Consider the following 15,112-nt stretch of genomic DNA (forward strand, 5'->3'; position numbering starts at 1 on the left):
CTCCGGGGCCGACGGTTCGCTGAGAACGCCCCTCGAACTGCTGACGTCAGTCGTTGACGCAGGTGTTGCCGAAGGCGGGGTTCAGGAGCCCGATCACGTTGACCGTGTTGCCGCAGACGTTCACCGGAACGTGCACCGGTACCTGGACGACATTGCCGGACAGGACACCGGGCGAACCGACGGCCGCACCGCTGGCACCCGCGTCGGCGGCGGCGATGCCCGCGCCCGCGAGAACGAGTCCACCGGTGGCAACCGCGGCAGCGACGACCTTCTTGATCATTGTTCCTCCTAGTTGGAAACGCGGCCCCAAGGTGCGGGGTCACATCACGGGTAACGAGGAGGAAGTAATCGGGCTACGAGCTTATCGGCGCATTCACTCTTCTCAGTCGGTCTCGTACGCCTGCCTGATTACCCCTGACCGGGGGCTTCAGGAGGCGTCGATGAACCGGTCCAGCACCCGTACGCCGAACTGGAGCCCGTCCACCGGCACTCGCTCGTCCACGCCGTGGAACATCCCGGCGAAGTCCAGGTCCGGCGGCAGCTTGAGCGGCGCGAAGCCGAAGCCCCGGATGCCGAGGTCGTCGAACGACTTGGCGTCCGTGCCGCCGGAGAGCATGTACGGCACCGCACGCGCGATCGGGTCCTCGGCCAGCAGCGCGGACTGCATGGCCTCCACGAGGGCTCCGTCGAAACTGGTCTCGACAGCCTTGTCCGCATGGACGTCCGAGCGGCGCACGTTCGGGCCGAGCAGCCGGTCGAGGTCGGTGAGGAACTCCTCCTCGTGGCCCGGCAGGAAGCGGCCGTCGATGTGCGCGGTGGCCTCGCCGGGGATGACGTTGACCTTGTAACCGGCATTCAGCTGCGTGGGGTTGGCGGTGTTGCTGAGAGTGGCGCCGATGAGCTTGGCGATGCCGCCCAGCCTGGTGAGGGTCGACTCCATGTCCTCGGGGTCGAGTTCGGTGCCGAGCGCGTCGCCGAGTTCGTCCAGGAAGGCGCGGGTGGTCTTGGTGACCCGTACCGGGAACTTGTGGCGGCCGACGCGGGCAACGGCCTCGGACAGCTCGGTGATGGCGTTGTCGCGGTGGATCATCGAGCCGTGCCCGGCGGTGCCGGCCACGGTCAGCTTCATCCAGTGGATGCCCTTCTCGGCCGTCTGGATCAGATAGAGCCTGCGCTGCTCGTTCACCGTGAAGGAGAAGCCGCCGACCTCGCTGATCGCCTCCGTGACACCCTCGAACAGCTCGGGGTGGTTGTCGACCAGGTACCGGGCGCCGTAGGTGCCGCCCGCCTCCTCGTCGGCGAGGAAGGCGACGACGATGTCGCGGGGGGGCTTGCGCCCGCTGCGCAGCCGGTCGCGGACGACCGCGAGGGTCATCGCGTCCATGTCCTTCATGTCGACGGCCCCGCGCCCCCATACGCACCCGTCGGCGATCTCGCCGGAGAAGGGGTCGTGGGTCCAGTCGTCCGCGTTGGCCGGAACGACGTCCAGGTGGCCGTGGATCAGCAGGGCCGGCCGGGACGGGTCCTCGCCCTCGATACGGGCGACCGTGGAGGCGCGCCCCGGATGCGACTCGAAGATCTTCGGCTCCAGGCCGACCTCGGCGAGCTTCCCGGCGACGTACTCGGCGGCGGCGCGCTCGCCGGGTCCTGAGTGGTCGCCGAAGTTGCTGGTGTCGAACCGGATCAGTTCGCGGCAGAGGTCCACGACCTCGTCCTCACCGGTGACGCCCTTGGCCGTGTCCGTCTCACTCACGCTGCTTCCTCCCGCTGTCACTGCTCGTGGGTCACCCCCATCCTCCCCCCGCCCGGCCCGTTCCCGTCCACCCCGCCACAGGCCGTTCACACAGCGGGGGCCTGGACCGGGGGGTGATCGGACGCCCTGGAAAGCCTGGTAATGTTTCCTTCGTCGCTGCGGGGAACACCCCGCACGTCAGACACCTTGTCCGGGTGGCGGAATGGCAGACGCGCTAGCTTGAGGTGCTAGTGCCCTTTATCGGGCGTGGGGGTTCAAGTCCCCCCTCGGACACCAGCGACAGACCCCGCTCCGTGCGGGGTTTTCTGCTTTTCCTACCCCCGAGTCTGCAGGTGGGACCCATCCACCCATGGGGGCCGATGTCCGCCGAACCACCCCGCTCGGCAGCACCACCGCACCCGCTCCCGAACGGGCCGCAACTCTCAGCCGTCTGGGCAGCAGACTCTTCGGCCGAGGGCTGACGCTCCTCCGAGGGCGACGACCTGCAGAACAGCTCGGCCACGACATCGCTTGCACTCACCCGGGGGCCGTGGGCATCCTCCCGTGCTCCGGGCGACGGGCCGTGTGGCCGATGCCCACCTTCACGATCTTCGACGACACCAGAGTGCACGCGGACACGTGGGACGCTGCTTCCACCCTCACGCAGCCCTGCCGAGTCGAGCTGTACGCCCGAGCCTTCGAGCGGCTGTCCCAGGGTGCCGCGCGGGGAGCTGCGGCGCGGTCTCTGGTGGCGAGCGCGTTGGCGTCCCTGGACTGATGAGGTACGGGCACCGTCCGGCACAATGGCGCACATGGCTCGTCGCACCTCTCGTACGCCTTCCCGTAACACCGCTTCCGCCGCCTGCCCATGTGGGCTGCCGAGCGGTTACGCCGACTGTTGTGGGCGGTTCCACGCGGGGGCGGCTGCCGCGTCGAGTGCGGAGGCGTTGATGCGCTCGCGGTACAGCGCGTTCGTCGTGGGGGACGTGGAGTATCTGGGGCGGACCTGGCATCCGCGGACGCGGCCCGGCCAGTTGGAGTTCGATCCGGGGATGCGGTGGACGGGGCTGGAGATCCTGGAGACCGAGGGCGGGTCCGCCTTCCATTCCACGGGGACCGTGACGTTCCGGGCGTCCTACCGCGGTGGTTCGCTGTATGAGCGGAGCCGGTTCGAGCGGGTGGACGGGGCGTGGGTGTATGCCGACGGGGAGTTCCCCGAAGACTGAGACCTACGGCACCAGGATGTCCAGTTCCTGGAGCGCGCCCACCGTGATCTCCCGGGTCAGTTCCTCCGCGCGGGCGCTGTCACCGGCGCGGACGGCCTCGGCGACGCGGACGTGCAGGGTGACCGCCGGCGGGTCGGGGTCGGCGAACATCACGTCGTGCTGGGTGCGGCCCGCGAGGACCTCGGCGACCACGTCCCCGAGGCGGGCGAACATCTCGTTGCCGGACGCCGTGAGGATGATCCGGTGGAAGGCGATGTCGTGGATCAGGTACTGCTCCAGCTTGTGGCCGCGTGAGTTGGCGACCATGCCGAGCGCGCACGCGGTGAGTTCGGCGCACTGCTCGGCGGTGGCGTTGCGGGCGGTGAGGCCGGCCGCTACGGGTTCGATCGCGGACCGCAGCACGGTCAGCGAGCGCAGCTGGTGCGGGCGGTCGGCGCCCGCGAGGCGCCAGCGGATGACCTGCGGATCGTAGACGTTCCACTCGTGCTTGGGGCGGACCGTGACGCCGACGCGGCGGCGGGAGGCGACCAGGTGCATGGACTCCAGTACGCGCACCGCCTCGCGCATGACGGAGCGGGACACGTCGAAGCGCTGGGCGAGTTCGTCGGTGCGTAGCACACTGCCCGGCGGGTACGCGCCCGCCGTGATCGCGGGGCCGAGGGTGTCCAGTACGCGGCCGTGCAGCCCCCGGCCCGGTGTGCTCATGCACTCAGCGTACGGCCTGGATCACAGCCGTAAATAGTCAGACTTATATGTCACACGCACTTGAATTTGTCATACCTAATGGGTTTCAGTGTGGCGACGCCGGAGTACGGCGTCGACGTCGAGGAAGACAGCGAGGCAGTCATGCGCAGCCCCCAGGTCGTCGTCGTGATGGGCGTCGCCGGGACGGGCAAGACCACGATCGGTCCCTTGCTCGCCGCCCGGCTGGGCGTTCCGTACGCCGAGGGCGACGACTTCCACCCGCAGGCCAACATCGACAAGATGTCGGCGGGGACCCCTCTGGAGGACGCCGACCGGTGGCCGTGGCTCGATGCCATCGGGCGCTGGGCGCACGGCCGGGCGGGGCTCGGCGGGGTGGTGAGCAGCTCGGCGCTGAAGCGGTCGTACCGCGACCGGCTGCGGGCCGAGGCTCCCGGAGTGGTGTTCGTGCACCTGACGGGCAGCCGGGAACTCATCGAGAGCCGGATGTCCCGTCGGCAGGATCACTTCATGCCGACCGCGCTGCTGGACTCGCAGTTCGCCACGCTCCAGCCGCTCCAGGCCGACGAGGCGGGTGTCGCCGTCGACGTCGGCGGGTCCCCCGAGGAGATCACCGAGCGGGCGGCCGAGGCTCTGGCCGCGTTCGGCGCCGCCTCCGCGTAGTCCCTCTCCGCGTAGTCCCCTGCCGCGCTACCAGTACCGCGGCGCCGCAGTACCCCTCTTTCTGCACTCCCCCTCATGTCCCCCGAATCCCCGTAATCGCAAGGAAACCCCGTGACCAGACTCAGCGTCGAGATGCTGGCAGCGGACACCGTCCAGCCGATCACCTCGGCCGGCCACACCCAGTTGGGCATAGCCGTCCTGGCGGGCATCGCCGTCATCGTTCTTCTCATCACCAAGTTCAAGCTCCACCCCTTTCTGGCCCTGACCATCGGTTCGCTGGTGCTGGGCGCGGTGGCCGGTGCGCCGCTCGACAAGGCGATCGTGAGTTTCACGACCGGCCTGGGGAGTACGGTCGCCGGTGTCGGTGTGCTGATCGCGCTGGGTGCGATCCTCGGCAAGCTGCTCGCCGACTCCGGCGGCGCGGACCAGATCGTCGACACGATCCTCGCCAGGGCGGGCGGCCGTGCGATGCCGTGGGCCATGGTGCTCATCGCGTCCGTGATCGGTCTGCCGCTGTTCTTCGAGGTCGGCATCGTGCTGCTGATCCCGGTGGTGCTGATGGTCGCCCGGCGCGGCAACTACTCGCTGATGCGGATCGGCATCCCGGCGCTGGCCGGCCTGTCCGTGATGCACGGTCTGATCCCGCCGCACCCCGGCCCGCTGGTCGCGATCGACGCGGTGAAGGCGAACCTGGGGGTGACCCTGGCGCTCGGCATCGTGGTCGCCATTCCGACCGTGATCATCGCCGGTCCGCTGTTCTCGAAGGTGGCCGCCCGCTGGGTGGACGTCCAGGCGCCGGACCGGATGATCCCGGAGCGCGCGTCGGAGAGCCTGGAGCGTCGTCCGGGCTTCGGTGCCACGCTGGCCACGGTGCTGCTGCCGGTGGCGCTGATGCTGACGAAGGCCCTGGTGGACATCGTCATCGACGACCCGGCGAACATGACGCAGCGGGTCTTCGACGTGGTCGGCTCCCCGCTGATCGCGCTGCTCGTCGCGGTGCTCGTCGGCTTCTTCACGCTGGGCCGGCCCGCGGGCTTCACCAAGGGCCGGCTCCAGCAGACCGTCGAGCAGGGCCTGATGCCGATCGCGGGCATCCTGCTGATCGTCGGCGCGGGCGGTGGCTTCAAGCAGACGCTGATCGACTGCGGTGTGGGCCAGATGATCCTGGACGTCTCCAAGGACTGGTCGATCCCGGCGCTGCTGCTGGCCTGGCTGATCGCGGTGGCGATCCGGCTGGCGACCGGTTCGGCGACGGTGGCCACGGTCTCGGCGGCCGGTCTGGTCGCGCCGCTCGCGGCTGACATGTCGACGGCACACACGGCCCTGCTGGTGCTGGCCATCGGTGCCGGTTCGCTCTTCTTCAGCCATGTGAACGACGCGGGCTTCTGGCTGGTCAAGGAGTACTTCGGCCTGAGCGTCGGCCAGACGGTGAAGACCTGGTCGGTGATGGAGACCATCATCTCGGTGGTCGCCGGCGGCCTGGTCCTCCTGCTGTCCCTGGTGGTCTAGGAGGGTCTAGGAGCGCTACCGCGCTGAGGGCTCACCCCCTCCTCGACGTCGGCGGCGGGATCGCCGGGCCGGGATCGAGGAGCGGGTGGGCCCGCTGGGCGTCCTGGTCGACGACGCGGGGACGCTGACGCGGGAGCCGCTGCCGGAGTTCACCGACTCCGACCGGCACCGCTCGCTGGGGCCGCGCCGAGGGTCTCCCCCGCCGCCGGCCAGGCGCTCCGCGTCGACGGCGCCGTGACGAGCGGGCTCAGGGCCGCCACAGCGGGTGTTCCCGCTCCGCCCACTTCCGGCTCACGGTGCCGGTACGCAGTCCCCGCCGGGCCTCCGGGTCGCCGAGGGCCTTGCCGATGTGTCCGGCGAGGACCACGCCGACGGTGAGGGCCAGCCAGTCGTGCACGAAGGTGGCCGAGGTGCGCCACAGCAGCGGGGTGAGATGGGTGAACCACATCATCAGGCCGGTGCCGAGCATCACCAGCACGGCTCCGGCGATCCACGCCGTGTAGACCTTCTGCCCGGCGTTGAACTTGCCCGCGGGGCGCTCCGCGTACCGCCGGTCCCGGCGCAGGGCGGCACGCAGCCAGCGCCGGTCGTGCGGGCCGAACCGGTTGAGCGCGCCCAGGTCGGCGCGGAACGCGCGGGAGACCAGGCCCAGCAGCACGGGCGCCGGCAGCGCGAGTCCGGCCCATTCGTGGATACGTACGACGAGTTCGCGGCGGCCGACCAGGACGGCGAGCTGGGGCACGTAGAGGCAGGCGGCCGTCGCCACGCAGACGGCCATGAGGGCGGCGCTCGTGCGGTGGACCCAGCGCTCGGCCGGGGTGAAGCGGCGGACGCGGGCGCTCGGCGGGGCCGGGGTGTCAGCTCGTAGGGTCATCGGTCCGTCCGTTCGAGCGGCCGACCCAGGCGTCGACGTCGTAGCCGAGTCTCTCCCAGTAGCCGGGCTGGACATGGTCGCTGACGGTGATGCCGGAGAGCCACTTGGCCGACTTGTAGAAGTACATCGGGGCGACGTAGAGGCGGACGGGGCCGCCGTGGTCGTGGCCGATGTCCTTGCCCTGCATGCGCAGCGCGACCAGGACGTCGGGGCGGCGGGCCTGGTCGAGGGTGAGGCTCTCGGTGTAGGTGCCGTCGAAGCAGGTGAAGCGGATGGCCTTCGCGGTGGGGCGTACGCCGGCCGCGTCGAGCAGGGTGGCGAGGCGGACGCCCTCGAAGGGGGTTCCGGGCACCCGCCAGCCGGTGACGCACTGGACGTCCCTGGTCAGCCGGGTGCGGGGCAGGGCGCGCAGGTCGGCGAGGGTGTAGGCGCGGGGGTGGTCGACGAGGCCGTCCACGGTGAGCCGGTAGTCGGCGGGGCCCTTGTGAGGGACGGACGCGGCGACGGAGTAGTAGCGGAAGCCGCCGCCGTTGGGGAGCAGTCCGCTCAGTCCGGTGGGGTCCTGGCCGGAGAGGGCGCCGAGCACGCTCTCCGCGCCGCGTTGCAGCCAGGGCGCGGTGGCGACACCGAGCGCGCCGAGGCCGAGGGTGCCCAGGAAGAGGCGGCGGCCGATGGGCTTGCCGTGGGTGTCGGGATCGGCGGTCTGCCGGTCCGGGTCGTCGGGGGTCACGTCGTCATTCGAGCACGTCCGGGGGCTTCGGGGCCAGTGTCGCCGGGGATCAGCCGGTGGCGAGGGCGTGGGCGCGGGCCTGGTGGAAGGCGGTCCAGGGGTCCTGGTTGGTGTAGGACCAGGGGGCGGGGGTGACGTGCGGGCCGATGCGGTGGAAGAGGGCCGCGGCCTCGGCGCCGCGGCCGGCCGCGGACATGGCGAAGGCGAGGTGGTTGAGGTCGATGTGCCGTCTGGGGTGTTCGTCGTGCTCCCACTCCAGCCACCAGTCGAAGGCTGCGCGCAGCACCCGGCGGGCCCGGGGGCCGGTCCAGTGGGCGCAGGGGGCGGGGCCGGGGACGGCCGGGGCGAGGCCGGCGGCAGCGAGGACGCGGTGGCGTTCGGCGCGGGCGACGACCGGGAGGACGGCGAGCGGGGAGTCGGCGGGGGCCTCGGCGGCGGCCCGTTCGGCGGCGTCGTAAGCCTCGTGGGACTCGCGCCCGCCGGGCGGGCGTTCGGCGAGGCCGGCGATGAGCAGATGGTGGGCGTGGTGGTGCTCGGGGTGGCGGGCGCGCAGTTCCTTGAAGACGGCCGTCGGCTCCGGCGCGGGGCCGTCGGCGCGGGTCAGCAGGAGCAGGCCGAGCCAGGGGGTGGGGTCGGCGGGGGCGAGTCCGGCGGCGGTGTGGCAGGAGGCGCGGGCGTGCTCGGGGTCCTCCTGGCCGCGCAGGGCGCGGTGGACCAGGGCCAGGGCGAGCAGGGTGGCCGCGTCGGCGGAGCCGGGTTCGGCGAGCAGCCACCGCCCGGCCGCGGTGTGGGCGCCGGGTTCGGCGGCGAGCACGGTGACGCGGTGGCCCCGGCGGTCCCAGTCGTCGCCGGTGTGCGGCAGCAGGGAGCGGGCGGACTGCCAGCGTCCCTGGGCCAGGGCGGCGCGCGCGGAGAGGAGTTCGGCGTCGCCCAGGGCGGCGTCGAAGGTGCCGGAGTGCGCGGGGGCGGTGCCGCCGGGCGGGTCCGAGGGGGCCCGGTCGGTGACGGGCGGGGGCGGGGTCAGGGGCACCGCAGGACTTCCTGTTTTTCGGGCTGCCATCGGCCGATCACTCACAGCAAACTCCCCGCCTCGGTTTGCGTCAAGCGGAATCAGGGTGTTGCTCGGTTCAACCACCGCGTCTGCTGGGGAACTTGGGGTACGGGTGCCCAGGTCGGGGCCGGGTAGGCAGGTCCGGGAGGCGCCGCGTGTGGCGTACGCCATGGCGCCGGGCGGCCGGGGGACGGAACATGAAGGACGTTTCACCCGAAACGTGCTCACTTCAGGGCACTCTCCACAGTGCCGTCCGCGAGGGGCGTTACAGTCGACCACTACGCAATCGTGGCCCGGCCGATGATCGAGGTACGCAGCGTGTCCGTTCTGGTTCTCCTCCTCGCCGTGAGTGCCGCGGCGTGCCTGGGGTTCGGGTTCGTGCTTCAGCAGAACGTGGCGCGGAACGCGCCCCCCGGCGACTTCCTCTCCTTCCGGCTGCTGCTGGACCTGATGCGGGTGCCGCGCTGGCTGGGCGGTACGGCACTGATGGTGGCGGGCATGGCGCTGGGCGCGGTGGCGCTCGGCAACGGTGAGATCTCGCTGGTCGAGCCGCTGCTCGCCACCAATCTGCTGTTCGCGCTCGCCCTGTCCCGGCGGCAGACCGGCCAGCCGCTGGGCCGGCAGGGCTGGGCCGGTCTGGTGCTGCTGGCGGGCGGGGTGAGCACGTTCATCCTGGCGGGCCGTCCGCGCGGCGGCACCGCGGTCACCGACCCGGTGCGGCACTGGCTGATCCTCGGCGTGATGGTGGGGGTGGCACTGGCGCTGGCCGGCTGGGCGAAACGCTCACGGATCTCCTGGAGCCCGGTGCTGCTGGCGACGGCCGCCGGGCTTCTCTACGGCGTGCAGGACGCGCTGACCCGGGTGAGCGGCATCCGCTTCCGGGAGGGCGGCTTCACGGAGCTGTTCACCGGCGGGCATCCGTACGCGGTACTGGCGCTCGGGGTGACCGGGCTGCTGCTGGTGCAGAGCGCGTTCGAGGCGGCGCCGCTGCGGATGTCGCTGCCCGCGCTGACGGCCGCCCAGCCGCTCGCGGGCATCCTGTGCGGGGTGGGCTTCCTGGGCGACCGGCTGCACACCGGCACCGGGGCGCTGGCCTGGGAGGCGGCCGGGCTCGCGGCGGTCGTCGCGGGCATCGTGCTGCTGGGGCTGCACCCGGCGATGCCGTGCGGCACGGCCGAGGAGCGGCCGGTGCGGGATCTCCAGCGGAACTGAGCCGCCGGCGGCCGGGGCTGCTTGGATGGCGGGCATGAACCCCGCCGACGAGATCCTCGACATCGTGGACGAGCACGACCGTGTCGTCACTCAGGCCCCGCGCGGCCAGGCGTACGCCGAGGGGCTGCGCCACCGCTGCGTCTTCATCCAGGTCCGCGACGCGCAGGGCCGCCTCTTCGTGCACCGGCGCACCGCGACCAAGCTGGTCTTCCCCGCGCTGTACGACCTGTTCGTGGGCGGGGTGGTGGGCGCGGGCGAGTCCTACGACGAGGCGGCGCTGCGCGAGGCGGAGGAGGAGCTGGGGGTGAGCGGGCTGCCCGAGCCGGCCTTCCTCTTCAAGTTCCTCTACCAGGACGGGGGTGAGGCAGGGCTCGGCTGGTGGTCGGCGGTGTACGAGGTGCGCTGCGACCTGCCGGTGCGCCCGCAGGCGGAGGAGGTGCAGTGGCATGCCTTCCTCACCGACGAGGAGGTCGCGGCGCGGCTTCCCGAGTGGGAGTGGGTGCCGGACGGCATGGCCGCGTACGAGCGGCTGAGGGCCTTCCGGGCGGCGGGGTGAGGCGCCGGTAGGGTCCGGCGGGTGAGCGAATTCGTACGCAACGTCCGGCTCTGGTTCGAACCCGAGCGGGTGCGGGAGCAGGGCACCACCCCGGACTACCGGTTCTCGCTGGCCAACGAGCGGACCTTTCTGGCGTGGCTGCGGACCGCGCTGGCGCTGATCGGCGGCGGTTTCGCGGTGGACCAGTTCCTGCCGCAGCTGCGCTGGGCGTGGCGGGTGGCGCTGGCGCTGCTGGGCGGCGGGGTGCTGTGCGCGCTGCGCGCGGTGCACCACTGGATGCGCTGCGAGCAGGCGATGCGGCGGGGCGAGGATCTGCCGGTGTCGCGGTTCCCGGCGGTGCTGAGCCTGCTGGTGGCGGTGGTGGCCGTGGCGATGGTCGTGGTGGTGCTGGCCGGATGGGCGGGATGACGGCTCCGGCCGGGGACCTGGGGCTCCAGCCGCAGCGCACCCGGCTGGCGTGGCGGCGTACGACCCTGTCGGGCACGGTGACCGCGGTGCTGGCCGTGCGGGCCGCGGTGCGCGCCACGGGTCCGCTCACCGGGGCGGTGCTGGTACTGCTGTGCTGTGCGTGCTGGCTGGCCTTCCTCGCGCTGGCCCATCTGCGCATCCGGGCCCTGGCGCGGAGCGCGGTACCGGCCGCGCTGTCCCCGCGCCTGGCCTGGGCCGCGACGGGGTGCGCGATGGCGCTGGCGGTGTGCGCGGCGGTGCTGGTGGCCTAGCGGGACTCAACCGGAAGGCGGGACCCGGCCGTCATCCAGAGGGCGGGCCCTGGTCGTCGTCCCCGCTCACCGTGACGACGATCTTGCCCCGGGTGCGGCCCTCCTGGCTGAGCCGCTGGGCCTCGGCGGTGTGCTCCAGCGGGAACGTCCTGTCGACGTGGACGGAGACGGCTCCCTGGCCGGCCAGCCGGGCCAGCTCGGTGAGGTCCTCGGGGTCGGGGCGGACGAACCAGTAGCGGCCGCCGTAGTCGGTGACGGCCGGGTCGGCGATGGAGGCGAGGCGGCCGCCGGGGACGAGGAGCTGGGCGGAGAGCTTCAGGGTCTCGCCGCCGACGGTGTCGAGGACCGCGTCCACCCCCTCGGGGGCGATCCCGCGGACCCGCTCGGCCAGGCCCTCGCCGTAGCTGACGGGTTCGCCGCCGAGGGCGCGTACGAAGGCGTGGTTGCGCTCGCTCGCGCTGCCGATGACGCGGGCCCCGAGGTGGGCGGCGAGCTGCACGCCGAGGGAGCCGACCCCGCCGGCGGCGGCGTGGATGAGCACGGTGTCACCGTGCCTGACCTTGAGGATCCGCACAAGGACCTGGTAGGCGGTCAGGCCGGCGAGCGGCAGCCCGGCGGCCTCCTCGAAGGACGTCGCGGCGGGCTTGCGGGCGAGGGTGCGTACGGGGGCGGCGACGTACTCGGCGAAGGTGCCGAGCGACAGCAGGTCCTCGCGTACGTACCCCATCACCTCGTCCCCTTCCGCGTACTCGGTGACGGAGGGGCCGGAGCGGACCACGACGCCGCTGACGTCCCAGCCGGTGATGACGGGGAAGACGGTGTTCAGGATCGGGTCGAGATATCCCTCGCGGCACTTCCAGTCGACCGGGTTGACCGCGGCCGCGCGCACCCGGACCAGCACCTGGTCGGGTCCGACCTTCGGCTCGGGCAGCTCGCCGTACTCCAGCACCTCGGGGCCGCCGTAGCGGCGGTAGCTGATGGCCTTCATGATCTGGACCCTCCTGGGTGTTCAGCCGCCACGCGACCCCCTGTGCCACGATATGGGCGGTTCCCGGTGTGCGCGCACCCGGTCTTGTCCCGGCACGGTCACCGTGAACACACTGGACGGCATACCGACCGGTCGGCATCATGTGATGGGTTCCTGTTCACCCGTTCGTAGGAGTGCTGTATGAGTGCCGACCACCCGCCCGGACTCGATCCCGACCGGCTGCGCGCGCTGCTCGACCGTGTGCGCCCCGGCCTGGTGACCGGCCCGCTGTCCGGCAGGCTGATCGAGGGCGGACGGTCGAACCTCACCTACGCCGTCTCGGACGGCACCTCCCGCTGGGTGGTCCGACGGCCCCCGCTGGGCCATGTGCTGGCCACCGCGCACGACATGCGGCGCGAGCACCGGGTGATCAGCGCCCTGCACCCCACCCGGGTGCCGGTCCCCCGGCCGGTGCTGCTGTGCGAGGACGACGAGGTGCTGGGCGCGCCGTTCTACGTGATGGAGTTCGTCGAGGGCACCCCGTACCGCACGGCGGACCAGCTCCTGCCGATCGGCCCGGAGCGTACCCGCAACGCGGTGCTGTCGCTGGTGGACACCCTGGTCGAGCTGCACGCGGTGGACCCCGCCGAGGTGGGCCTCGCGGACTTCGGCCGGCCCGAGGGGTTCCTGGACCGCCAGCTGCGCCGCTGGGGCAAGCAGCTGGACGCCTCCCGCAACCGCGAACTGGCGGGTGTGGACGAGCTGCACACGGCCCTCGGCCGCTCGCTGCCCGCCTCCCCGGCCCCGGCCGTGGTGCACGGCGACTACCGCCTGGACAACGTGCTGATCGGCGAGGGCGACCGGATCGAGGCCGTCCTCGACTGGGAGATGTCGACGCTGGGCGACCCGCTCACGGACCTCGGCCTGCTGGTGATGTACAGCCGGCCGCTCGGAATGACCCACTCCCCCGTCTCCACCACCGCCGAGGCCCCCGGCCACCCGAAGCCCGCCGAGCTGATCGAGCGGTACGCGGAGCGCTCCGGGCGCGATGTCTCGGACGTGGACTGGTACACGGCGTTCGCCTGGTTCAAGCTCGCCGTGATCCTGGAGGGCATCCACTACCGGTACACCCTCGGCCAGACGGTGGGACGCGGCTTCGACCGCATCGGGGACCTGGTGCCCGTCTTCATCGAGCACGGACTGACCACTCTTCAGGAAGGCTGAGAGCAGATGGACTTCGCGTTCGACGCGCGCACCGAGGAACTCCGCACCCGGCTCCTCGCCTTCATGGACACCTACGTGTACCCGGCGGAGCAGACCGCCGAGGAGCAGCGGGCGCTGCTGGCCTCACCCTGGGACACCCCGGCGGTGGTGGACGAGCTGAAGGCCGAGGCACGCAGGCAGGGCCTGTGGAACCTCTTCCTGCCCGACGCCGAGTACGGGGCCGGGCTGACCAACCTCCAGTACGCGCCGCTGGCCGAGATCACCGGCCGGTCCCCGCAGCTGGCGCCGACCGCGCTGAACTGCGCGGCGCCGGACACCGGGAACATGGAGGTGCTGGCGCAGTTCGGCACCGACGAGCAGCGGAAGCAGTGGCTGGAGCCGCTGCTGGCCGGGGAGATCCGGTCGGCGTTCGCCATGACCGAGCCGGAGGTGGCCTCCTCGGACGCCACCAACATCACCACGCGCATCGAGCGGGACGGTGACCAGTACGTCATCACGGGGCGCAAGTGGTACATCTCCGGGGCGATGAACCCGGACTGCCGGATCTTCATCGTGATGGGCAAGACCGACCCGGACGGCGTGGACCTGCGCCGTCAGCAGTCGATGGTGCTGGTCCCGCGTGACACGCCCGGGGTGACCGTGCGGCGGGCCATGCGGGTCTTCGGGTACGAGGACCACTCGCACGGCGGGCACGCGGAGGTCGTCTTCGACCACGCGCGCGTGCCGGTGGCCAGCCTGGTGGGCGAGGAGGGCGGCGGTTTCGCCATCGCGCAGGCCCGGCTGGGTCCGGGGCGCATCCACCACTGCATGCGGCTGATCGGCATGGCCGAGCGGGCCATCGAGCTGATGTGCCGGCGGGCGGTGTCCCGTACCGCGTTCGGCAAGCCGCTGGCGCGGCAGGGTGTGGTGCAGAACTGGATCGCGGACGCGCGGGTGACGGTGGAGCAGCTGAGGCTGCTGGTGCTGAAGACGGCCTGGCTGATGGACACCGCCGGCAACCGGGGCGCGCACACCGAGATCCAGGCCATCAAGATCGCCACTCCGCGCGCGGTGGTGGAGATCCTGGACCGGGCGATCCAGCTGCACGGCGCGGGCGGGGTGAGCCAGGACTTCCCGCTGGCCGACCTGTACGCGGGTGCGCGCACGCTGATGCTGGCGGACGGCCCGGACGAGGTGCACCAGCGCTCGCTGGCCCGGCGGGAGCTGAAGAAGTACCTGTAGGGATGCGGTGGTAAGGGGCGCCTGCCCATGCCGGCGCCCCTTACGCGTGCCGTCAGGGGCGCAGGGCGCGCAGCAGGAGGTCGGCGAGGTGGTCGGCGACCTGCCGCGGGGCGAGCGGGCCTTCGGGGCGGTACCAGGTGGAGAGGTGGTGGACCGAGCCGAAGTGGTAGTCCACGATCAGGTCGGCCGGGGTGGCGGTGGAGAACACGCCCGCGCGCTGGCCCTCCTCGATGAGCGCGCGGAACCGTTCGTGGTAACGGCGGCGTTCGGCGCGGACCTGCTTGTTCTTCTCCGGGCTGAGGTGGTGCATAGACCGGAAGAAGATCATCGCGTCGTCGAGGTTCTCGATGGTGGTGACGACGACGTCGGCGGCCGCGTCCCGTACCCGCTTCTCCACCGGCTCGTCGGCGTCCGCGAAGGCGTCCAGGCGGTCCTGCTGGAGGCGCAGTACCCGCGCGTATACCTCGTGCAGGAGGTCGTCCTTGGAACCGAAGTAGTGGTAGAGCGCGCCCTTGGTGACTCCGGCGGCCTCGACGATCTCCTGCACCGAGGTGCGGTCGTAGCCCTGGTCGGCGAAGAGGCGGGTCGCGGCGTCCAGCAGCCGCCGCGGGACGGGCGTGGCGTCTCCGTCCGTGGTTCTGGGCACTGCCGCCACCTGCCTTTCCGTCGTCTCCGCCGACTGTCGTCACCCGGCGGGGGAACGCGTCCCCGCCGGAGGATCTTCCC

18 protein-coding genes, 1 tRNA gene and 1 pseudogene are annotated in these 15,112 nt (G+C 71.9%); 12 read left to right on the top strand and 8 right to left on the bottom strand.

What is annotated here, in order from left to right; genetic code table 11:
* Positions 1-46: 46 nt before the first annotated feature.
* Both chpH and ACFWN1_RS02485 read right to left on the bottom strand, forming a co-directional pair.
* Positions 47-280, bottom strand: a complete 234-nt coding sequence (gene chpH / locus ACFWN1_RS02480) for a chaplin ChpH (RefSeq protein WP_350903157.1) — start codon at positions 278-280, stop codon at positions 47-49.
* Between the two features lie 147 nt (positions 281-427).
* A complete protein-coding gene (locus ACFWN1_RS02485) occupies positions 428-1,753 on the bottom strand; it encodes a M20/M25/M40 family metallo-hydrolase (protein WP_384357341.1) in 1,326 nt (441 codons plus the stop codon).
* A 188-nt stretch (positions 1,754-1,941) separates the two neighbouring features.
* On the opposite strand from ACFWN1_RS02485, the gene ACFWN1_RS02490 reads away from it, so the two are divergent.
* From ACFWN1_RS02490 to ACFWN1_RS02500, 3 genes are all read left to right on the top strand, one after another.
* Positions 1,942-2,029, top strand: a tRNA-Leu gene (locus tag ACFWN1_RS02490).
* A 295-nt stretch (positions 2,030-2,324) separates the two neighbouring features.
* Positions 2,325-2,510 (top strand): hypothetical protein, encoded by a 186-nt coding sequence (locus ACFWN1_RS02495; RefSeq protein ID WP_384357343.1) that lies wholly within the window; start codon positions 2,325-2,327, stop codon positions 2,508-2,510.
* A gap of 34 nt (positions 2,511-2,544) precedes the next feature.
* Positions 2,545-2,958, top strand: coding sequence for a YchJ family protein (locus ACFWN1_RS02500; protein WP_384357345.1), 414 nt, complete (start codon positions 2,545-2,547; stop codon positions 2,956-2,958).
* Between the two features lie 3 nt (positions 2,959-2,961).
* Here ACFWN1_RS02500 and ACFWN1_RS02505 read toward each other — a convergent pair whose 3' ends face one another.
* The gene (locus tag ACFWN1_RS02505) at positions 2,962-3,663 is read right to left on the bottom strand and encodes a FadR/GntR family transcriptional regulator (protein WP_384357347.1); all 702 of its coding nucleotides are present in this window, start codon (positions 3,661-3,663) and stop codon (positions 2,962-2,964) included.
* A gap of 141 nt (positions 3,664-3,804) precedes the next feature.
* Between ACFWN1_RS02505 and ACFWN1_RS02510 the strand changes: the two genes are divergently transcribed.
* From ACFWN1_RS02510 to ACFWN1_RS02520, 3 genes and pseudogenes are all read left to right on the top strand, one after another.
* A complete protein-coding gene (locus ACFWN1_RS02510) occupies positions 3,805-4,323 on the top strand; it encodes a gluconokinase (RefSeq protein WP_384357465.1) in 519 nt (172 codons plus the stop codon).
* A gap of 111 nt (positions 4,324-4,434) precedes the next feature.
* Entirely contained in the window at positions 4,435-5,832 is a 1,398-nt protein-coding gene (locus tag ACFWN1_RS02515) for a GntP family permease (RefSeq protein WP_384357349.1), read from the top strand.
* A 67-nt stretch (positions 5,833-5,899) separates the two neighbouring features.
* A pseudogene (locus ACFWN1_RS02520) lies at positions 5,900-6,010 on the top strand (gluconate 5-dehydrogenase); the annotation flags it as partial.
* Positions 6,011-6,079: 69 nt separating this feature from the next.
* On the opposite strand, the gene ACFWN1_RS02525 reads toward ACFWN1_RS02520, so the two are convergent.
* Genes ACFWN1_RS02525 through ACFWN1_RS02535 form a run of 3 tightly spaced genes read right to left on the bottom strand, consistent with a single transcriptional unit; the run spans position 6,080 to position 8,460 of the window.
* Positions 6,080-6,706 (bottom strand): cytochrome b/b6 domain-containing protein, encoded by a 627-nt coding sequence (locus ACFWN1_RS02525; RefSeq protein ID WP_384357351.1) that lies wholly within the window; start codon positions 6,704-6,706, stop codon positions 6,080-6,082.
* On the bottom strand, positions 6,690-7,436 hold the full coding sequence (locus ACFWN1_RS02530; RefSeq protein WP_384357353.1) for a molybdopterin-dependent oxidoreductase: 747 nt from the start codon (positions 7,434-7,436) through the stop codon (positions 6,690-6,692). Before ACFWN1_RS02530 ends, ACFWN1_RS02525 begins: the two co-directional genes overlap by 17 nt.
* Positions 7,437-7,485: 49 nt before the next feature.
* Complete coding sequence (locus tag ACFWN1_RS02535; RefSeq protein WP_384357467.1) at positions 7,486-8,460, bottom strand: hypothetical protein; 975 nt, start codon at positions 8,458-8,460, stop codon at positions 7,486-7,488.
* Between the two features lie 327 nt (positions 8,461-8,787).
* Between ACFWN1_RS02535 and ACFWN1_RS02540 the strand changes: the two genes are divergently transcribed.
* The 4 genes from ACFWN1_RS02540 to ACFWN1_RS02555 are packed head-to-tail and all read left to right on the top strand — an operon-like array spanning position 8,788 to position 10,974.
* Positions 8,788-9,699, top strand: coding sequence for a DMT family transporter (locus ACFWN1_RS02540; protein WP_384357355.1), 912 nt, complete (start codon positions 8,788-8,790; stop codon positions 9,697-9,699).
* A 34-nt stretch (positions 9,700-9,733) separates the two neighbouring features.
* Positions 9,734-10,255 (top strand): NUDIX domain-containing protein, encoded by a 522-nt coding sequence (locus ACFWN1_RS02545; RefSeq protein WP_384357357.1) that lies wholly within the window; start codon positions 9,734-9,736, stop codon positions 10,253-10,255.
* Between the two features lie 21 nt (positions 10,256-10,276).
* Entirely contained in the window at positions 10,277-10,663 is a 387-nt protein-coding gene (locus ACFWN1_RS02550) for a YidH family protein (RefSeq protein ID WP_384357359.1), read from the top strand.
* Entirely contained in the window at positions 10,651-10,974 is a 324-nt protein-coding gene (locus ACFWN1_RS02555) for a DUF202 domain-containing protein (protein WP_384357361.1), read from the top strand. The genes ACFWN1_RS02550 and ACFWN1_RS02555 overlap by 13 nt, the downstream gene beginning before the upstream one ends.
* A gap of 31 nt (positions 10,975-11,005) precedes the next feature.
* Here ACFWN1_RS02555 and ACFWN1_RS02560 read toward each other — a convergent pair whose 3' ends face one another.
* Positions 11,006-11,962 (bottom strand): NADP-dependent oxidoreductase, encoded by a 957-nt coding sequence (locus ACFWN1_RS02560; RefSeq protein WP_384357363.1) that lies wholly within the window; start codon positions 11,960-11,962, stop codon positions 11,006-11,008.
* Between the two features lie 180 nt (positions 11,963-12,142).
* On the opposite strand from ACFWN1_RS02560, the gene ACFWN1_RS02565 reads away from it, so the two are divergent.
* Positions 12,143-13,165, top strand: coding sequence for a phosphotransferase family protein (locus tag ACFWN1_RS02565; protein WP_384357365.1), 1,023 nt, complete (start codon positions 12,143-12,145; stop codon positions 13,163-13,165).
* Positions 13,166-13,171: 6 nt separating this feature from the next.
* Complete coding sequence (locus ACFWN1_RS02570; RefSeq protein ID WP_384357367.1) at positions 13,172-14,386, top strand: acyl-CoA dehydrogenase family protein; 1,215 nt, start codon at positions 13,172-13,174, stop codon at positions 14,384-14,386.
* Positions 14,387-14,438: 52 nt separating this feature from the next.
* Here ACFWN1_RS02570 and ACFWN1_RS02575 read toward each other — a convergent pair whose 3' ends face one another.
* A complete protein-coding gene (locus tag ACFWN1_RS02575; RefSeq protein WP_384357369.1) occupies positions 14,439-15,032 on the bottom strand; it encodes a TetR/AcrR family transcriptional regulator in 594 nt (197 codons plus the stop codon).
* Between the last annotated feature and the right edge of the window lie 80 nt (positions 15,033-15,112).

Origin of the sequence: Streptomyces sp. NPDC058459 (assembly GCF_042721685.1) — a bacterium.
Classification (GTDB): Bacteria; Actinomycetota; Actinomycetes; order Streptomycetales; family Streptomycetaceae; genus Streptomyces.